Genomic DNA, 15117 nt, shown 5'->3' with positions numbered 1-15117 from the left:
CTCCGCAGGATGAGGGACGTACCGATCCGGCACGACCCACGAGGTTTTCATGATCGTCATCACTGCTCCCACCGGGAACATCGGCCGCCACCTGCTGCCGCTGCTCCTGGAGTCCGCCCCCGCCCGCGACGAGGAACTGCGCGTGATCGTGCGCGATCCCGCACGGCTCCCCGACGCGGTGCGCGAACGCGCCGAGGTGATCACCGGCTCGCACGGCGACGCCGAGGTCGTCGACCGGGCCTTCGACGGCGCGGACGCCGTGTTCTGGCTCGTCCCGCCGGACGCATCCCTGACCCCCGAGGACGCCTACTCCGGCTTCTCGGGACCCGCCGTGAAGGCTCTCGTCGCGCACGGCGTCGGCCACGTCGTCGGTGTCTCGGCGCTGGGCCGCGGCACGCCGGTCGCCGACCGCGCGGGACTCGTCACCGCTTCGCTCGCCCTGGACGACCTCATCGCAGGCACCGGCGTGGCGTACCGGGCCCTGGCCAACCCGTCCTTCTTCGAGAACCTCCTGGAGGAGGCCGAGTCAATCCGTGAGAAGGGCGTCTTCACCGATGCCGTCGACGCCGACCGCAGGGCTCCGCTCGTCTCCGTCGCCGACATCGCGGCCGTCGCCGCGGGCCTGCTCCTCGACCGCTCGTGGACCGGCAGCGACAGCGTCCCGGTGCTCGGGCCGCAGGACCTGTCCCCCGACGAGCTGGCCCGCATCATGACCGAGCAGCTCGGCCGACCCGTCCGCTACGAACGGCAGCCGCTCGACGAGCTGCGAGCCACCCTCGTCGGCTACGGCCTCAACGAGGCGTTCGTGCAGGGCATCGTCGACATGAAGCGGGCCAAGAACGAGGGCCTCGACGCGGGCGTAGCTCGCGTCCCGGGAGCGGCATCCCCCGCCACCACCTTTGAGGAGTGGTGCGCCAAGACCCTCAGGCCCGCCGTCATCTCCTGAGACATCTCTTGAACCCTGCGACATCTCCTGAAACGACCCGCTCATACCGCCACTACGGAGGCACCCGTCATGACCACTGAGGAAACCGCACCGCCGGTCACCGCGTTCATGCTCATCAAGACCAGGCCCGAGTGGCTCGCCATGACCCCGCAGGAGCGGGTGAACGCCTTCACCACCCAGGTGATCCCCGCGATCAAGGCCAAGACCACCGGCGTCCGGTCACGCTTCTACGACACGGAGTTCTACTCCACGCGCGTCACCGACGTCTGGGTCTGGGAGGCCGACGACCACGAGGCCTACCAGCTCCTCATCGACGCCCTGCGCGAAACCCCGTTCTGGGACCGCTACTTCGAGGTCGTCGACCTCCTCGTCGGCGCCGAGAACGGCTACGCCCGTACGTACGGCCTCGAACCCGTGGCGACCATCAGCACCTGAGCGCGGGGAGGGGAGGGGAAGAGAGAGGAGGAGGGGGGAGGAGAGGAGAGGAGAGGAGAGGGGATGGGCGGGTCGCGGCAGGCTCAGCGCAAGGCCGGGTGGTCGGCGACCACCGTGCAGGAACCGGGCGCGATCTCCGTGAAGCCGGCGTCCCGCACCACCGGCAGGCCGCTGGCCACGAGTTCGCGCCAGAGCGCGGCGTCCGGGGTGCGGACGGAGAGTGCGAAACCGGCGTCCCGCCAGGCCGCGCGGTCCTCGTCCGACAGCTCCCACCAGGCCAGTTGGGCGCCGTGCCCCGCCTGCGCCATGGCCTTGCCGGCCGACATGTCGACATCGGGGTTCATCCACAGGACCGGGGCGGTCGCGTCCGGCGGCGGCACCGCCTCCGGGTCGTCCAGGTCCGTGCCGGAGACCTGGAGCCGCGCCAGGTCCTTGGGCCAGCCGTCCAGCGGCACCGGCGGGAAGACGCGGACCTCCGCCGACTTGCCCGTGACGGTGATGCCGGGGAGCGCCTCGGCCCGCCGCCACTCGGCGCCGCGGGCCCGCCGCACCACCTTGCGGATCCGGGCGTCCTGCCAGTCCCGCATGGCCTGCGCCCACTCGCCATCGCCCAGGGACCGCTCGTCGTCGAGCATGACGAGCACCGCGCGGGCCGCGGTCTCCAAGGCGTCCGTACGGTGCGGGGGCTCGGCGCGCTCGATGCGCGCCACCAGCGGCAGCACGAACTGCGGTGCCTCGTCGCGTGTCGTCTGCTCCACGCGGAAGGGGCTGTCCTGGGGGTCTTGGATGTCCTGCGGCTGGGGGTTCCCGGCGGACTGGTCGCTGCTCACGCGTCCAGTCTGCCAGGCGGAAGATCGGGCCCGTCAGGGGCTTTGCCCCTTGCCCCACTACCGGACCCCTGCGCGAGGATGGCCGCATGGGCAGTGATCTTGCGGGGGCCGCGCTGCGGCTCGACGGGGTGGGGCGGCGCTACGCCATGGGCGGGCCGTGGATCCTGCGCGGTGTCGGCCTCGGCGTACGCGCGGGCACGCTGGTGCGGGTCGAGGGCGCGAACGGCACCGGCAAGTCGACCCTGCTGAGGCTGCTCGCCGGGATCGACGCCCCGACCGAGGGTCATGTCGTGGGACGGCCGCGAACGGCGTACGTCCCCGAACGCTTCCCGGCGGCAATGCCGTTCACGGCCGCCGGGTATCTCACGCACCTGGGTCGCATCCACGGCCTGGCGAAGGGTGGGGCCGCGCGGGCGGCGGAGGAGTGGCTCGAGCGCTTCGGGGCCGGGAGTTACGCGCGTACGCCCCTGTCGGAACTGTCCAAGGGCAGCAGCCAGAAGGTCGCCGTGGCCCAGGCGCTCCTCGCGGGACCCGAGCTTCTCGTCCTCGACGAGGCGTGGACGGGCCTGGACGCGGCGGCCCGCGACGAACTCGACCGGGCCGTGGCCGAACGGGTCGCGGACGGCGGCGCCGTGGTCTTCGTGGACCACGACCCGCGGCGGCTCGCGGGGACGGTCGACGCGACGTACGCGGTGGTCGGCTCGGCGGTGAACCTCCGTACGCCGGAAGGTACTTCACCGGGGGGCGCTTCACCGGACGGCGCCGCTTCGGAAGGTCCTACGGTCGTGATCGAGGCGCAGGGGCCTCCGGGCGCCGGGCCGCCCTCCGTGCCGGGTGCCGTCATCGGGCACTCGCCTGAGGGGGCGCTGCGGCTGACGGTGGCGGCGACGCACTCGGATGTCGCGCTGCGGGCGCTGCTGACGGCGCGTCCGCCGTGGCACGTGGTGTCGGTGTCGGTATCGGCTCCGGGATCGGTGTCGGAGGTCGGCACGGAGGCCGTCTCGGGGGCCGACTCGGGGCGTGTCCCGGGGGCTGCCTCGCCGACGACGAGCAGGAGCGAGGTGCGCGACCGATGAACGCCCTGCTCCACTACCAGTCCGCGCTCCTCCTGCGCTCCCAGCGCTGGCTCGCCCCCGTCATCCTGTACGCCGCGTTCCTCGCCGTCGGCGTACAGAGCGGGCAGCCGATCCTCGACTCCCTCGCGTACGCGGCCGCCGCGCTGCTGCCCGTCGCCGCCTGGCTCGTACGGATCTGCGCCACCAACGAGCCGCCCGCGGCCCGCAGTTGTGCGGCCGCGGCCGCCGGTCCCTGGCGGGCGCAGCTGGCCTGTCTGCTCTCCGCGTTCCTCGCGACGGCCCTGCTCGGCGCCGTCGCCACCGTCGTCGTGGCCGTGATCAGCGACCCGGCGAGCACCGATCACCGGACGGCGGTGAACCGGCTCGCGGCGGGCGGTGCGGGGCTGCTCGCGATGCTGGTGAGCGCACTGACGGGCACCGCCATCGGCGCCGTCACCAGTCGGCCGTTGATGCGCTCGCCGGGTCGGGCGATCCCGGTGATGCTGCTCGCCTCGCTGCTCGCCCTGGTGACCACGGGTTCCCCCGCGAAGGGGGTCATGACCGCACTCGTGACGGGTTCGCGTGACGGGGCGGTGCCGGTGCCGCTGCTGCCGGTCGCGGGGGCGGCGGTGCTCGCGGTGGCAGCGGCGGGGCTGGCCTGCGGGATGGCTTCACGCAGGGGGTGAGTACTCGGCAGGGTGAGTACTGGGCGGGGTGGGCGTCCCCCGGTGGCTCAGCCCGAGCAGGCCGTGCGCTGCGCCTCGTGCCACTCGCACACGGGGCACAGCGTCACGCCCTTGTGCGTCTCCGGGTACTCGGTGGGCTCGCGGCACAGCACGCACTCGGCGAACGAGCCCTCGGCGGTGTCGTCCATGCGGCCCAGCCTATCCGCGCATACCGGCTGCCTTTCCTGACTCAGCCGCCTTTCCCGACTCGGTCGCCCTGCCTGCTTCAGCTGCCTTTCCTTCCCCTGCCGCTCGGATCTGCTCCGACACCCGGACGAACCGGAATCCGCGCTCGCGCAGCTTCGGGACGATCGTCCGCAGGGCGCGCTCGGTCGTGGGGGCCGCGCTGCGCGTGCAGTGCATGACGACGACGGAGCCGGGCCGCACCCCGTCGAGCACCTGCCGGGCCACCGCGTCGGCGTCCGTCGCGAAGGCGTCGCCGCTCACCACGTCCCACTGCACGGCCGTGACACCGCCCGGAGCCAGCGCGCGCAGCGCCCGCTTGTCGTAACAGCCGCCGGGGAAGCGGAAGTACGGCACCTGGTGCTCGACGCCCGCCTTGCGGAAGGCGGCGAAGGCGCGCTCCACGTCGGCGCGCATGCGGGACGCGGGCACGGTCGGCAGGCCGTAGCAGCGGCCGGTGAAGGCGTAGTGGCTGTACGAGTGGTTGGCGACCTCGAAGAGCGGGTCCCGGCCGATGTCCTTGGCCTGCGCCGGGTACTCCTCGGCCCACCGCCCCGTCATGAAGAAGGTCGCCGGAACCTTCAGCCTGCGCAGCGTCGCCACGAGCGCCGGATTGTCGAACCGCTCACCGGCCGCGGCGCGGGGCCCCTGGTCGGCGGTCATGTCGGCGTCGAAGGTGAGGGCGACGGTGGGGGCGGCGGACGCCGGGGTGCGGGGGGCGTTCTTGAAGACGGGGGTGAGGCCGGCGGGGCCGGGGGCGAGGGTCGCGGGGCGCGGTGGGGCGCTCGCCGAGGGGCGTGCTGCCTGGTCGCGGCTGCCCGGTGCGGGGCCTGTGCCGCAGGAGGTGAGGGAGGCGAGCGCGGTGAGGGTGAGGGTGAGAGCGGTCAGGGTGGAGGCGGTGGTGAGTCTTCGCGTGGGGGTGATCACCCGGCGAACATATCGGCACAAAAAGGATAAAAGGATGAGAAGTGAGCCGCGCCGCCCCGGACGGCCGAACCGTCAGTGCCACGACCCTCGCCGCGATGCGCTCCGCGGGGGAGGTGACCGCCCGAGCTCGCGACCGTCGACGCTGGTCAACGACACGGGAGGGCCGGTGTCCCCGACTCGCCTCTCAGGTCACTGATCGGCGCCGGCCGGTCCTGGGGCCGCATCTGTCAGGGAGGGGCGACTCAAGCCGACCGGTGCAGTCAACTCCGTGGTCAACTCCGAAGCCACCTCTGAAGCCACCTCCGAAGCCATCTCTGAAGCCAACTCCCTTAAGGGCAGGCCACGTTCACCCGTTCGCCCGATGCGGCGTACGCACCCTTCCAGTTCTGCTTCATTCACAACCCCCGAGATCGATGTCGTCACCTCAACCCCTAATGCTCATTCACACGCATTAAGGAGCGCTCACGATAGCGAGGAGCAGGCCCGTCACGCAACGCGAGACCCGCCGGGCCGACCGGGCCGGAGGTGAAGATCCGGTGCCCACTACATTGGCGCCGATGACTGAGCGACCCCCACCCGGCTCCGCCCGCCCCGGCGGGCGCACGGCACGCACGCGCACGGCTGTCCTGGCGGCTGCCCTGGACGAGCTCGACGCGGCCGGGTTCGCCGCGCTCACCCTGGACAAGCTCGCCGCGCGCTCCGGCGTCCACGTGTCGACGATCCGCCGCCGCTGGCGCACGGTCGAGGGCGTCGTCGTGGACCTGCTGGCCCAGCACAGCGCGACGATCCCCACTCCCGACTCCGGCGACTTCCGCCAGGACCTGCACGAACTGGCCCAGGCCATCGCCAACTTCCAAGCGGCGCCGCGCAATTACCACCTCATCGAGGGCATCGTGGCGGCGGCCGCGCACGACTCGGGTATCGCCGACGTCGTCCGCGGCGCCTTCACGGCACGCACCGAGCACGTCACACAGCTCGTACGCCGCGCCGTCGACCGCGGCGAACTCCCCCCGCACACCCAGGCCACCGAGGTCATCGCGGCCCTGAGCGCCCCCTTCTACTACCGCCTCCTGATCCTCCGCGGCCCCATCGACGACCGCCTGGTCCACACGAGCGCCGAGGCGGCCTATCAGGCGGCGCATGCGGGGGTGTTCGACGCGGCGCCCGAAGGCCGCGATCACCCGGCATGAGACATGCGTGCCGCGCTCCCGGCCGTCGCGGTTGGCGATCGCGCGGGAACGGAGGATCGTTGCCAGGAGAGGCATGACTCGGGCAGGTGCTTTCGGACCCGAGGAGGACAGATGCGTGAGATGCGTCGCGCGTCCGCAGTGTTGCTGAGCGCGTTCGCCGTACTGGTGGTGGGTGCCGCAGGCCCCCAGGCCATCGCTGCTCCTGCGGACGTGACGGTTACCGCATCGAGCACAGACGGCCGGGCGGCCGACAAGCCGTCCCCTCGGGAACCCGGAGTCGGAACAACCTTGTCCCTGAAGGGGAACAGCAGCGGTGAGCGGCTCGACGTCACCGTGGTGAAGGTGGTGGACCCGGCACGCACCTCGAACCAGTTCCTGGCCCCTGAGCCGGGCGACCGGTACGTGGCCGTGCAGTTCCGTCTGAAGAACACGGGCGACGATCCGTACAAGGACAGTCCGGGCAACGGCGCCGCGCTGGTGGACGCGGACGGCCAGCACTTCGATGCCGCGCTGGCCGGCGAGACCACGGCCGGTCCGGCGTTCCCCGGCTCCCTCTCCATCTCGCCCGGTGACACCGCGCTCGGGTTCATCACCTTCGAGCTGCCGACGTCCGCCCGGCCCGTGCAACTGCAGTTCTCGATGAACAGCGGGTTCTCCGATGACGTCGGTGAGTGGTCCTTGGAGTCGCCGCCGAAGTAGCGCACAGGGCGGACAGCGCGCACAGCGCTAGACCCAGCCGTCCAGTGACCCCATGAACGCATCGAAGTCGTCCCGGTGAATGGTGTGTCCGGCGCCCTTGACCGTCTGTACCTCGAATCCGCGTCGCTCCAACTCCCCCTTCAGCTCATCGGAGATGAGGAAACTGGGATCCGCGACCTGGACCAGTGACGGGACCGTGGGTGCGGCGGGTGTGTGGTCGAGGGCGTTCGGGCCGGAGAGGCCGAGTGCGGTGTCCGGGTCCCAGGCGGACAGCGTGGCGACCTCGATGTCGATGTCGGCCTCCTCCCAGCGCGGGTTCAAGGTCGCGATCGCCGTCCGGGTCGCGTTCCGGAACTCGATGAACACCGCCGGATCCACCGAACCGGTCGCGCCGAGCGCCCACGCCGGGTCGGAGTAGACGGCCCGTGCCGGGGCCAGCCGCTCCGCCGCGAGGGCGAGCGTCAGGCCGCCCAGCGAGTGCCCGATCGCGAGCTCCGCCCCGCTCGGCAGCGTCTCGACCAGGTCGTCCGCGAAGAGCTCGGGGCTGTACGCGCCGCGCCCGCTCGCGCCGTGGCCGCGCAGGTCGACGCCGATCACCCGGTAGCCCTTGTCGGCGAGGGCCGGACCAACGCGGCGCCAGGTGCGGTGGTCCGACATGATGCCGTGGACCAGGAGGGCGACGCGGTCGCCGCTGCCCCATTCGCGGGTGTGCAGCTTCATCGTGGTGGCCTGCTTTCTTGCATCTCGTGTCGTGCTGGTACGTGAACTCGTTTGTGCTGGCGCCCTGTTGTGCGTGGGCTGTCGTGCGTGGCCTGGTGTGCGTGGGCTGTTGTACGTGAACCTCCGCCTACCGGCCGCTGATTCCTCAGCGCACTCCGCGGATCGGGCGGACCGCGAGCGCGCCGAGGACGGACAGGGCGGCGCCCGTGACGAACAGGGCCGTGTAGCCGCCGCCTTCGCTTCCCCCGCAGAGCGAGACGATGACGGATGCGACGAACGGGGCCAGGATCTGTGGGCCCGCCTGTGCCATGTTCAGGACGCCCAGATCGCGTGCGGCGTCGTCGGCGCTCGGCAGGATCATGGAGACCAGCGCGTTGTCGACGGCCATGAAGCAGCCGAAGCCGAGGCCGTTGAGGACGGCGAAGACGATCATCGCGGTCCAGGTCGGCGAGACGGCCGGGATGACGAGGGCAACCGCGGAGATCGCGGCGGAGGCCGCGACGAACAGCTTGCGCCGGTTCATCCGGTCGGAGAGCGCGCCGCCGACGACGGTGGAGACGGCCATCGCGACCGCGTTCACGGGCGCGATGATGGCGACGGCGTCCTCGGGCTCGATGCCGGACGGCAGGTCTATGTGGTCCTGCAGGATGTAGAGCTGGTAGCCGAAGACGCAGAAGTAGCCCAGCACCAGCAGCGCGCGCCCGATGAACGCCCACCGGAAGTCGTGGTGGCGCAGGGCGCCGAGGAACGCGGCGAGCTGCCGCTTGACCGGGGCCGGAGCCGGGGCCGAGACCGGCCCGTGCCTGTGCGCCGCCGACTTCGGCTTCTCGCGCGCGAAGGCGGTGAACAGAGCCGCCGAGAGCGCGACGAACAGGCCGAGCACCAGATACCCGGTGGTGAGGTGATCGGCGAACGCCGAGCCGATCAGCGCGCCCAGGGTCGCGCCGATCGGCAGTCCGATGCCGACGGCAGCGGACGCCTTGCCGCGGGCGGCGAGCGGCACGCGGTCGGGGACGACCGAGGTGAGCGCGGCCTGGAAGACGTTCATCACGGCCTGGCCCAGACACCATGCGATCGTCACGAGCAGCACCGTCCGGACCCCGCCGAGCAGCGCCATCGCGCCGACGGCCGCGACACCGCCGCCGAGTATCCAGGGATTGCGGCGGCCGCTGCGGTCGGAGAGCGCGCCCGCTATGGGGTTGAAGACGGTGGCGAAGACCGCGCTGACACCGCTGACGAGGCCGAGCATGGCGACCTTGTCGGCCTTGTCGATGTGCTCGATCTGGAGCGGCAGCAGCACACTGCCCACGCCGACGTAGAGCGTGTACATCGCGGTGTTGGCCAAAGCCAGGAGGGGCATGAGGCCGCGCGGGGCCCGGGTGGCGTCCGGCGGAGTCCGGTCCTCCGGGGGCGTGTGGTCCTGGTGAGCGGAAAGGGCCACGTTGCCCTCCTCCTCAGAAGGTCGGTCGCGATGACCGAACGGTTCGTGACACGTGTAACTTGACACGTGTAAGTGCACTTTCTAGCACTCGCCTCATGACCGCACCAGAGCCGCGATGGGAAAGGATGCGCAGCAGGATGAACGACAGCTCAGAACGCGGGGGAGCCGGTTCAGAACGTGGGGGAGCCGGTTCGGAACGTGGGGGAGCCGGTTCGGAACGCGGGGGAGCCTGCTCGGGGCGCGGGGGCGCCGGTTCGGAACCCGGGGACGCCCGGTCGGAACCCGGGGGCGCCGGACCCGTGCCCCCGACCAGCACCTCCGTCGCCCGGTACGCCGGAGTCTCGCGCGCGACCGTCAGCTACGTCCTGAACGGTCTGGCCGCGGGACGCGTCAGCCCCGCCACGCAGGAGAAGGTCCGCGAGGCCGCCGAGGAGCTCGGATACGTTCCGCACGCCGCCGCGCGGTCCCTGCGTTCCGGCAGCAGCGGGCTCGTCCTGATCGCCGTGCCCGCCGACACGGTGCCCGCCTTCGGGCCCCTGTTCACGGGCTTCATCGCCGCGTTCCAGGCGGAGTTGCAGGCGTACGGGCACACAGGAGTCCTGCACGGCGCGAGCGCGGGGGACGCACCGCGGGCCGCCGTCCGCGCCTGGGCCGAGCTGAGGCCCGCCGCCGTCATCGCCACGATCGGCGCACCGCTCGACGAGGCCTCCGTGGAGATGCTGAAGCGCTCGGGCACCTCCGCCGTCGTCGCCTACGGGCCGCCCCCGGCGCCCGGCGCGCACGGCATCGCCATGGACCAGGAGGAGGTGGGCGCCGTGGCCGCCGCGCATCTCCTCGCGGGCGGGCGGCGCGACATCGGTGTCGTCGTCCCGGTCGAGCACGGCCTCGGCCTGTTCAGCGAGCCGCGGCTCAAGGGGATCCGGGCCGTGGCAGCCACCTGTCCCGGCGCGCGAGTGGAGCCGGTCGGGCTGGCTTACACCGAGGAGTCAGCGGCCGAACTGGCCGCCCGGTGGCGTGACTTGGGCCTGGACGCGGTGTTCGCCTACAACGACGAGTACGCGATGCTCCTGATGCGGGCTCTGCAGGACGCCGGGATCGACGTCCCCGGAGACGTCGCCGTGGTCGGCGCCGATGACCTGCTGCTCGGCAGGCTGCTGCGGCCGACGCTGACCAGCGTCCGCATCGAACTCCCCCCGCCCGCCGAGGTGGCCGCCCTGGTCGACCGCCTCATCCGCGAGCCGGAGACACCCCCGGCGGTGCACCTGCGCTCGACGGCACACATCGAGGCCAGGGGGTCCAGCCGCCCTGCGGGATGAGGGCTCTCCCGCAGGGTCATCCGGCGCCGACCGCCGCCTCGGGACCGGCCCCGGGCAGTGCAAGCGAGGCCGCATCGGCGAAGCGCCGCCGCAGCAGTTCGTACTCCGCGTGGCGGCGCGGCAGCCGTCCCGGCGGTCGCTCCACGGCGCGCGGTGCCGTGATCCGCTGGCCCAGCAGGAACTGCTCCCGGGTCAGGTCCAGTTCGACCCCGCTCGCGAGGCGGTTCCACCAGTGATACCCCTGCTGCTCGCCGTCGGCCGACCACACCTCACCGACGAGCAACTGGCCGCCGAACAGGTCGTGCACGACGAGCGCGGTGATGTCGCAGTGCCCCCAGGCGGGGTTGTCGGCGTTCCATGGGGCGCGGGCGACGTCGTCGGGGGAGCAGGTGTCGGCGGACCACGCGGCGCGCAGTGCCGCGTGGAGGCCGGTCAGGGTCAGGGGTTTCTCGGAGGCCTGGGCAAGCGGGTTCATGGCGTTCACCATGGCACCCACCACTGACAACGCCCCGGCCGAGGACGTCGCCTGCGCGGCAGGCGGCAGGCGGCACCGGACCTCGCGACCGGCGTCAAGACCTCCGGCCGATCCGCCGCAGCCGCGCGACTATTCGCCAGGGTTCGCCAGGGCCCGCCAAATGGTGTGCGTGGCTCAGCCTGCCGCTGCCGCACCGGGTGGAGACGCTCATCGAGGAGCACGCCTCGGTGGTCGACGCGCTGGAGGGCCGGGACGACGCGGCGGCCGTGGCGGCCCTGCGCGGCCACCTCCAGGGCGTGTTCGACGACATCGGCACGATCCAGGCCCGCCACCCCGAGCTGTTCGTGGCCGACGGCGATGGCGCGGTGCCGGTGCGGCGACGGGTGCATCCGGGAGTGCGCGGCCAGGTCTGATTCCCGGCCGGTCCCAGGGAGGTGGCGCGCCCCCAGCCCCAGGCCCCGCCCACTTCTGAAGCGATCGATTCAGAATGTGCTAGCGTCCTGATCGTCGATTTTGGAGCGGGTGCTCCAAAAGATGGTCCGCGATCATGAGAGGCATCAATGCCACCTGCGGTGTACATAGTTGGGCTCGGCATCTTCACCCAAGGAACCTCGGAGTTCATGCTGTCCGGCCTCCTGCCGGGCATGGCCGCCGACCTGGGTGTGTCGATCCCGGACGCGGGGCTGCTGATCTCGGCCTTCGCGATCGGCATGGTCGTCGGCGCGCCGCTGCTCGCGGTGGCCACCCTGAGCTGGCCCCGGCGTACCGCCCTGGTCTGGCTCCAGGCGGCCTTCGTCGCCGCCCACGTGATCGGCGCGCTCGCCCCCGGCTACGGGGTCCTCTTCGTCACGCGCGTGGTCAGCGCACTCGCCTACGCGGGGTACTGGGGCGTGGCCGTGGCCACCGCGGTCGCCCTCGTGCCGCCGGCGGCCAAGGGGAAGGCGGTCGCCGTCGTGGCGGGCGGGCTCACCCTGGCCACGGTCGTCGGCGTACCGGCGGGGACCGTCCTGAGCCAGTACTCCAGCTGGCGCGCCGCGTTCTGGGCGGTCGCTGCCGCCACCCTGGTGAGCCTCGTGTGCACGCTGCTCGTCGTCCCCGGTGGCCGGGCCGAAGCCGGGCGTACGTCGGTGAAGGCCGAGCTGCGCGGCATGGCGCGGCCCCAGCTCTGGCTCTCGTACGCCGTCACGGCCTTCACCTTCGGCGCGGTCATCGTCACCTTCAGCTATCTCGCGCCCCTGCTGACCGAGGTGAGCGGAGTGTCCGAAGGGTGGGTGCCCGCGGTCCTCGCCCTGTTCGGCGTCGGCGGGATGGCGGGCCTGGTCATCGGCGGACGCACGGCCGAAGCGCACCCTCTGCGGACCCTCGGCCTGGGGCTCGGCGCGCTCGCCCTCTTCTCCGCGCTGCTCGCCCTTGCGGCTCGCTCCACCGTCGTCGTGATCGCGCTGGTCTTTCTGCTCGGCCTGGTCGGATACGTGACCAATCCGGCGCTCCAGTCACGCGTGTTCACCCTCGCCCCGGCCGCCCCGACGCTGGTCGGCGCCACCAACACGGCCGCGTTCAACGTCGGCAACACCCTGGCCCCGCTCCTCGGCGGCCTGACGATCGACGCCGGACTCGGCTACGCCTCCGTCGCCTGGGTCGGCGCCGCGCTCGCCACTGCCGGAGCGGTGGCCGTGCTCTGGGCGGCGCGGCTCCAACGGGCCGAGCGGGACGCCGTGGCGGAGCCCCGGGAACGTACGCGAGTGACCGCATGACCAAGCCGTACGACGCATCCGCCGCGGCACGCACCCGCGTCACCGCCGACCCCGACTGGTACGCCTCCGCTGGCATCTCGCTCGGCATCCGCGTCGGAGACCTCGTCTTCGCCTCGGGGCAGGCTCCGGTCGACGAGCGCGGCGTCACGGTGGGCGCCGGGGACTTCGAGGCGCAGGCCCGCAGGGCGCTGGCCAATCTGTCCACCGTCCTGACGAACGCCGGATCCGGCCTGGACAAGGCCGTGAAGCTCACGGTCTTCGTCACCGACATGGCCCACCAGGACGTCTTCGCCGCTCTCCGCGAGGAGTTCTACGCCCCGCCCTTCCCGGCGGAGTCGTTCGTCCAGGTCGTCGCGCTCGCCGATCCCGAGTGGATGATCGAGATCGAGGGCATCGGCGCCCTCGCGTAGCCGGCCACCGGCCGGTGGCCGTCGGCCACGACATTTTGTACGTATGTTCCAAAACCCGTACTGTGGGGGCCATGGCCAGGCCACGAGAGTTCGACGAGGACCGCGTCGTCACCGCGGCCATGGAGACGTTCTGGCGCCATGGCTACGAGGGCACATCCACGCGCGCGCTGTGCGACAGCACCGGGCTCGGCCCCTCCAGCCTCTACAACACCTTCGGCGGCAAGCGTCAGCTCTATCTGCGCGCCCTGCAGCGTTACTACGAGACCAGCACCGCCGAGCAGATCGAGATCCTGCGGGGCGAAGGAACGGCGAAACAGCGGCTGCGGGACATGATGGTCCACGCCGTGGACGCCGATCTCGACGAGGCGGACGGGCGCGGCTGCTTCGCGATCAACGCGGCTGTCGAGATCGGCGGGCTCGACCCGGAGGTCAAGGACGCGGTCCGGCGCACCTTCGACCGGGTGGAGGAGGAGCTGCGCACGGTCGTGACGACCGGTCGGCGCACGGGTGAGCTCCGCTCCACGGCCGACGCGGCGGCCGTCGCGCGCCGCGTGCAGAGCACGTACTACGGCCTGCGCGTCATCGCCCGCGTCCAGGACGACCGGCAGGCGCTGCTCGACACGGTGGAGAGCACGCTCGCCGATCTCTGATCCCGGCGGCGGGGCGCTTCCCCGCCGCCACCGGGGCCGCGCGTTTCAGTCTTGGCGGGACACACAAAAACGTCACGCTCCCGCCGCGCGTTCTTTGTTCACGTGACGTATCCCCAGAAGTAATCACGGCTGATTGGATTGCGGCGCCCCATCAGTCACCTCACGTGCATCCGCACAACAACCCCCCACTCTCAGGAGATTCAGTGCCGCACCCAGCGCTGCGCAGGACGCACGCCGCCGCGATCACCACGGTGCTCGCCGCGGCCACGCTCGCCGCCGTCGCCCCGTCCGCGACCGCCGACGCGCCTGCCGCCTCTGTCGACACTCCCGCACTCAAGGTGCTCTCGTACAACGCGTTCCTCTTCAGCAAGAACCTCTACCCGAACTGGGGCCAGGACCACCGCGCCAAGGCCATACCGGCCGCGGACTTCTTCCAGGGCAAGGACGTGGTCGTCCTCCAGGAGGCCTTCGACAACTCCTCGTCCGACGCGCTGATGGCCAACGCTGCGGACCGCTACCCGCACCAGACCCCGGTCATGGGCCGGAGCAAGGACGGCTGGGACGCCACCGGCGGCGCGTACTCCGCGGTGTCCCCGGAGGACGGCGGTGTCACCGTCCTGAGCAAGTGGCCGATCGTGCGCAAGGAGCAGTACGTCTACAAGGAGGCCTGCGGCTCCGATTCCTTCTCCAACAAGGGCTTCGTCTATGCCCAGTTGGACGTCGACGGCACGAAGGTGCACGTCGTCGGCACCCACACCCAGTCCACCGACCCGGGCTGCGGCGACGGTGAGGCGGCCGCGACCCGTGCCACGCAGTTCAAGGAGATGGACGCCTTCCTGGACGCCAAGAACATCCCGGCGGGCGAACAGGTCGTCGTGGCGGGCGACTTCAACGTCGACTCGCACAGCGACGAGTACGCCTCCATGCTCGCCGACGGCGGCTTCGCGCCCGCCGACGGCCGCACGGGCCACCCGTACTCCTTCGACACCCAGGACAACTCCATCGCCGCCGAGCGCTACCCGGACGACCCGCGCGAGGACCTGGACTACGTCCTGCACCGCAAGGGCCACGCCCGCCCCGCGAGCTGGCACAACGAGGTGGTCAAGGAGCAGAGCGCGCCCTGGACGGTCTCCAGCTGGGGCAAGAAGTACACGTACACCAACCTGTCCGACCACTATCCGCTGATCGGTTCCTAGCGGTCGGAGGTGCGGTACGGGTGCGGGGGGGGGGGGGGGGGGGGGGGGGGGAACCCCCCCCCCCCCCCCGGCTTTTTCGGAGTGTCTTTTCCGCAAACATCCCTTCCTGGGGTTGGGGGTTTCGTCGAGTCGGAAAAAAGGGCGTTGGGGGAGAAGAGGTGTTCC

18 protein-coding genes are annotated in these 15117 nt (G+C 71.7%); 12 read left to right on the top strand and 6 right to left on the bottom strand.

The features are described 5' to 3' along the window. The first annotated feature begins 49 nt into the window (after positions 1–49). Together AC07AG_RS40725 and AC07AG_RS40720 are read left to right on the top strand one after the other, a co-directional pair. Positions 50–946: an NAD(P)H-binding protein gene (locus AC07AG_RS40725; protein WP_478761977.1), complete on the top strand. Its 897-nt coding sequence runs from the start codon at positions 50–52 to the stop codon at positions 944–946. Between the two features lie 69 nt (positions 947–1015). Next, complete coding sequence (locus tag AC07AG_RS40720; protein ID WP_478761975.1) at positions 1016–1381, top strand: darcynin family protein; 366 nt, start codon at positions 1016–1018, stop codon at positions 1379–1381. Positions 1382–1464: 83 nt separating this feature from the next. On the opposite strand, the gene AC07AG_RS40715 is transcribed toward AC07AG_RS40720, so the two are convergent. After that, positions 1465–2211 (bottom strand): aminoacyl-tRNA hydrolase, encoded by a 747-nt coding sequence (locus tag AC07AG_RS40715; RefSeq protein WP_478761973.1) that lies wholly within the window; start codon positions 2209–2211, stop codon positions 1465–1467. A gap of 86 nt (positions 2212–2297) precedes the next feature. On the opposite strand from AC07AG_RS40715, the gene AC07AG_RS40710 reads away from it, so the two are divergent. After that, positions 2298–3287 (top strand): ABC transporter ATP-binding protein, encoded by a 990-nt coding sequence (locus tag AC07AG_RS40710; RefSeq protein WP_478761972.1) that lies wholly within the window; start codon positions 2298–2300, stop codon positions 3285–3287. Further along, positions 3284–3952 (top strand): ABC transporter, encoded by a 669-nt coding sequence (locus tag AC07AG_RS40705; RefSeq protein WP_478761970.1) that lies wholly within the window; start codon positions 3284–3286, stop codon positions 3950–3952. The genes AC07AG_RS40710 and AC07AG_RS40705 overlap by 4 nt, the downstream gene beginning before the upstream one ends. 47 nt (positions 3953–3999) lie before the next feature. On the opposite strand, the gene AC07AG_RS40700 is transcribed toward AC07AG_RS40705, so the two are convergent. Then, positions 4000–4140, bottom strand: a complete 141-nt coding sequence (locus AC07AG_RS40700; protein ID WP_478761968.1) for a hypothetical protein — start codon at positions 4138–4140, stop codon at positions 4000–4002. A gap of 10 nt (positions 4141–4150) precedes the next feature. After that, positions 4151–5101, bottom strand: a complete 951-nt coding sequence (locus AC07AG_RS40695; protein ID WP_478761966.1) for a polysaccharide deacetylase family protein — start codon at positions 5099–5101, stop codon at positions 4151–4153. A 557-nt stretch (positions 5102–5658) separates the two neighbouring features. Here AC07AG_RS40695 and AC07AG_RS40690 point away from each other — a divergent pair. Together AC07AG_RS40690 and AC07AG_RS40685 are read left to right on the top strand one after the other, a co-directional pair. Continuing rightward, on the top strand, positions 5659–6291 hold the full coding sequence (locus AC07AG_RS40690) for a TetR-like C-terminal domain-containing protein (RefSeq protein ID WP_478761964.1): 633 nt from the start codon (positions 5659–5661) through the stop codon (positions 6289–6291). A gap of 111 nt (positions 6292–6402) precedes the next feature. Beyond that, positions 6403–6990: a DUF4352 domain-containing protein gene (locus AC07AG_RS40685; protein WP_478761963.1), complete on the top strand. Its 588-nt coding sequence runs from the start codon at positions 6403–6405 to the stop codon at positions 6988–6990. Between the two features lie 27 nt (positions 6991–7017). Here AC07AG_RS40685 and AC07AG_RS40680 read toward each other — a convergent pair whose 3' ends face one another. After that, positions 7018–7710 (bottom strand): alpha/beta fold hydrolase, encoded by a 693-nt coding sequence (locus AC07AG_RS40680; protein WP_478761962.1) that lies wholly within the window; start codon positions 7708–7710, stop codon positions 7018–7020. 145 nt (positions 7711–7855) lie between these two features. After that, the gene (locus tag AC07AG_RS40675; protein WP_478761960.1) at positions 7856–9151 is read right to left on the bottom strand and encodes an MFS transporter; all 1296 of its coding nucleotides are present in this window, start codon (positions 9149–9151) and stop codon (positions 7856–7858) included. Positions 9152–9450: 299 nt separating this feature from the next. Between AC07AG_RS40675 and AC07AG_RS40670 the strand changes: the two genes are divergently transcribed. Then, a complete protein-coding gene (locus AC07AG_RS40670) occupies positions 9451–10467 on the top strand; it encodes a LacI family DNA-binding transcriptional regulator (RefSeq protein WP_478761958.1) in 1017 nt (338 codons plus the stop codon). Between the two features lie 16 nt (positions 10468–10483). Here AC07AG_RS40670 and AC07AG_RS40665 read toward each other — a convergent pair whose 3' ends face one another. Then, a complete protein-coding gene (locus AC07AG_RS40665; protein WP_478761957.1) occupies positions 10484–10942 on the bottom strand; it encodes a YunG family protein in 459 nt (152 codons plus the stop codon). Between AC07AG_RS40665 and AC07AG_RS40660 the strand changes: the two genes are divergently transcribed. The 5 genes from AC07AG_RS40660 (at position 10825) to sph (ending at position 14952) form a co-directional block, all read left to right on the top strand. Then, the gene (locus AC07AG_RS40660) at positions 10825–11355 is read left to right on the top strand and encodes an FCD domain-containing protein (protein WP_478761955.1); all 531 of its coding nucleotides are present in this window, start codon (positions 10825–10827) and stop codon (positions 11353–11355) included. The genes AC07AG_RS40665 and AC07AG_RS40660 overlap by 118 nt on opposite strands. 147 nt (positions 11356–11502) lie before the next feature. Beyond that, on the top strand, positions 11503–12696 hold the full coding sequence (locus AC07AG_RS40655; RefSeq protein WP_478761954.1) for a Cmx/CmrA family chloramphenicol efflux MFS transporter: 1194 nt from the start codon (positions 11503–11505) through the stop codon (positions 12694–12696). Beyond that, positions 12693–13106, top strand: coding sequence for a RidA family protein (locus AC07AG_RS40650; RefSeq protein WP_478761952.1), 414 nt, complete (start codon positions 12693–12695; stop codon positions 13104–13106). Before AC07AG_RS40655 ends, AC07AG_RS40650 begins: the two co-directional genes overlap by 4 nt. Positions 13107–13177: 71 nt before the next feature. Next, complete coding sequence (locus AC07AG_RS40645) at positions 13178–13756, top strand: TetR/AcrR family transcriptional regulator (RefSeq protein ID WP_478761950.1); 579 nt, start codon at positions 13178–13180, stop codon at positions 13754–13756. 203 nt (positions 13757–13959) lie between these two features. Next, a complete protein-coding gene (sph, locus tag AC07AG_RS40640; protein WP_478761949.1) occupies positions 13960–14952 on the top strand; it encodes a sphingomyelin phosphodiesterase in 993 nt (330 codons plus the stop codon). Positions 14953–15117: the final 165 nt, after the last annotated feature.

The organism is Streptomyces sp. NPDC044044 (genome assembly GCF_056434405.1).
This window is presented reverse-complemented; position numbering and strand designations above follow the sequence as displayed.

Coding starts and splice junctions, on each gene's coding strand:
- AC07AG_RS40725 (WP_478761977.1), top strand. CDS start 50: ATGATCGTCATCACTGCTCCCACCGGGAACATCGGCCGCCACCTGCTG.
- AC07AG_RS40720 (WP_478761975.1), top strand. CDS start 1,016: ATGACCACTGAGGAAACCGCACCGCCGGTCACCGCGTTCATGCTCATC.
- AC07AG_RS40710 (WP_478761972.1), top strand. CDS start 2,298: ATGGGCAGTGATCTTGCGGGGGCCGCGCTGCGGCTCGACGGGGTGGGG.
- AC07AG_RS40705 (WP_478761970.1), top strand. CDS start 3,284: ATGAACGCCCTGCTCCACTACCAGTCCGCGCTCCTCCTGCGCTCCCAG.
- AC07AG_RS40700 (WP_478761968.1), bottom strand. CDS start 4,140: ATGGACGACACCGCCGAGGGCTCGTTCGCCGAGTGCGTGCTGTGCCGC.
- AC07AG_RS40690 (WP_478761964.1), top strand. CDS start 5,659: ATGACTGAGCGACCCCCACCCGGCTCCGCCCGCCCCGGCGGGCGCACG.
- AC07AG_RS40685 (WP_478761963.1), top strand. CDS start 6,403: ATGCGTGAGATGCGTCGCGCGTCCGCAGTGTTGCTGAGCGCGTTCGCC.
- AC07AG_RS40680 (WP_478761962.1), bottom strand. CDS start 7,710: ATGAAGCTGCACACCCGCGAATGGGGCAGCGGCGACCGCGTCGCCCTC.
- AC07AG_RS40660 (WP_478761955.1), top strand. CDS start 10,825: ATGGGGCGCGGGCGACGTCGTCGGGGGAGCAGGTGTCGGCGGACCACG.
- AC07AG_RS40665 (WP_478761957.1), bottom strand. CDS start 10,942: ATGAACCCGCTTGCCCAGGCCTCCGAGAAACCCCTGACCCTGACCGGC.
- AC07AG_RS40655 (WP_478761954.1), top strand. CDS start 11,503: ATGCCACCTGCGGTGTACATAGTTGGGCTCGGCATCTTCACCCAAGGA.
- AC07AG_RS40650 (WP_478761952.1), top strand. CDS start 12,693: ATGACCAAGCCGTACGACGCATCCGCCGCGGCACGCACCCGCGTCACC.
- AC07AG_RS40645 (WP_478761950.1), top strand. CDS start 13,178: ATGGCCAGGCCACGAGAGTTCGACGAGGACCGCGTCGTCACCGCGGCC.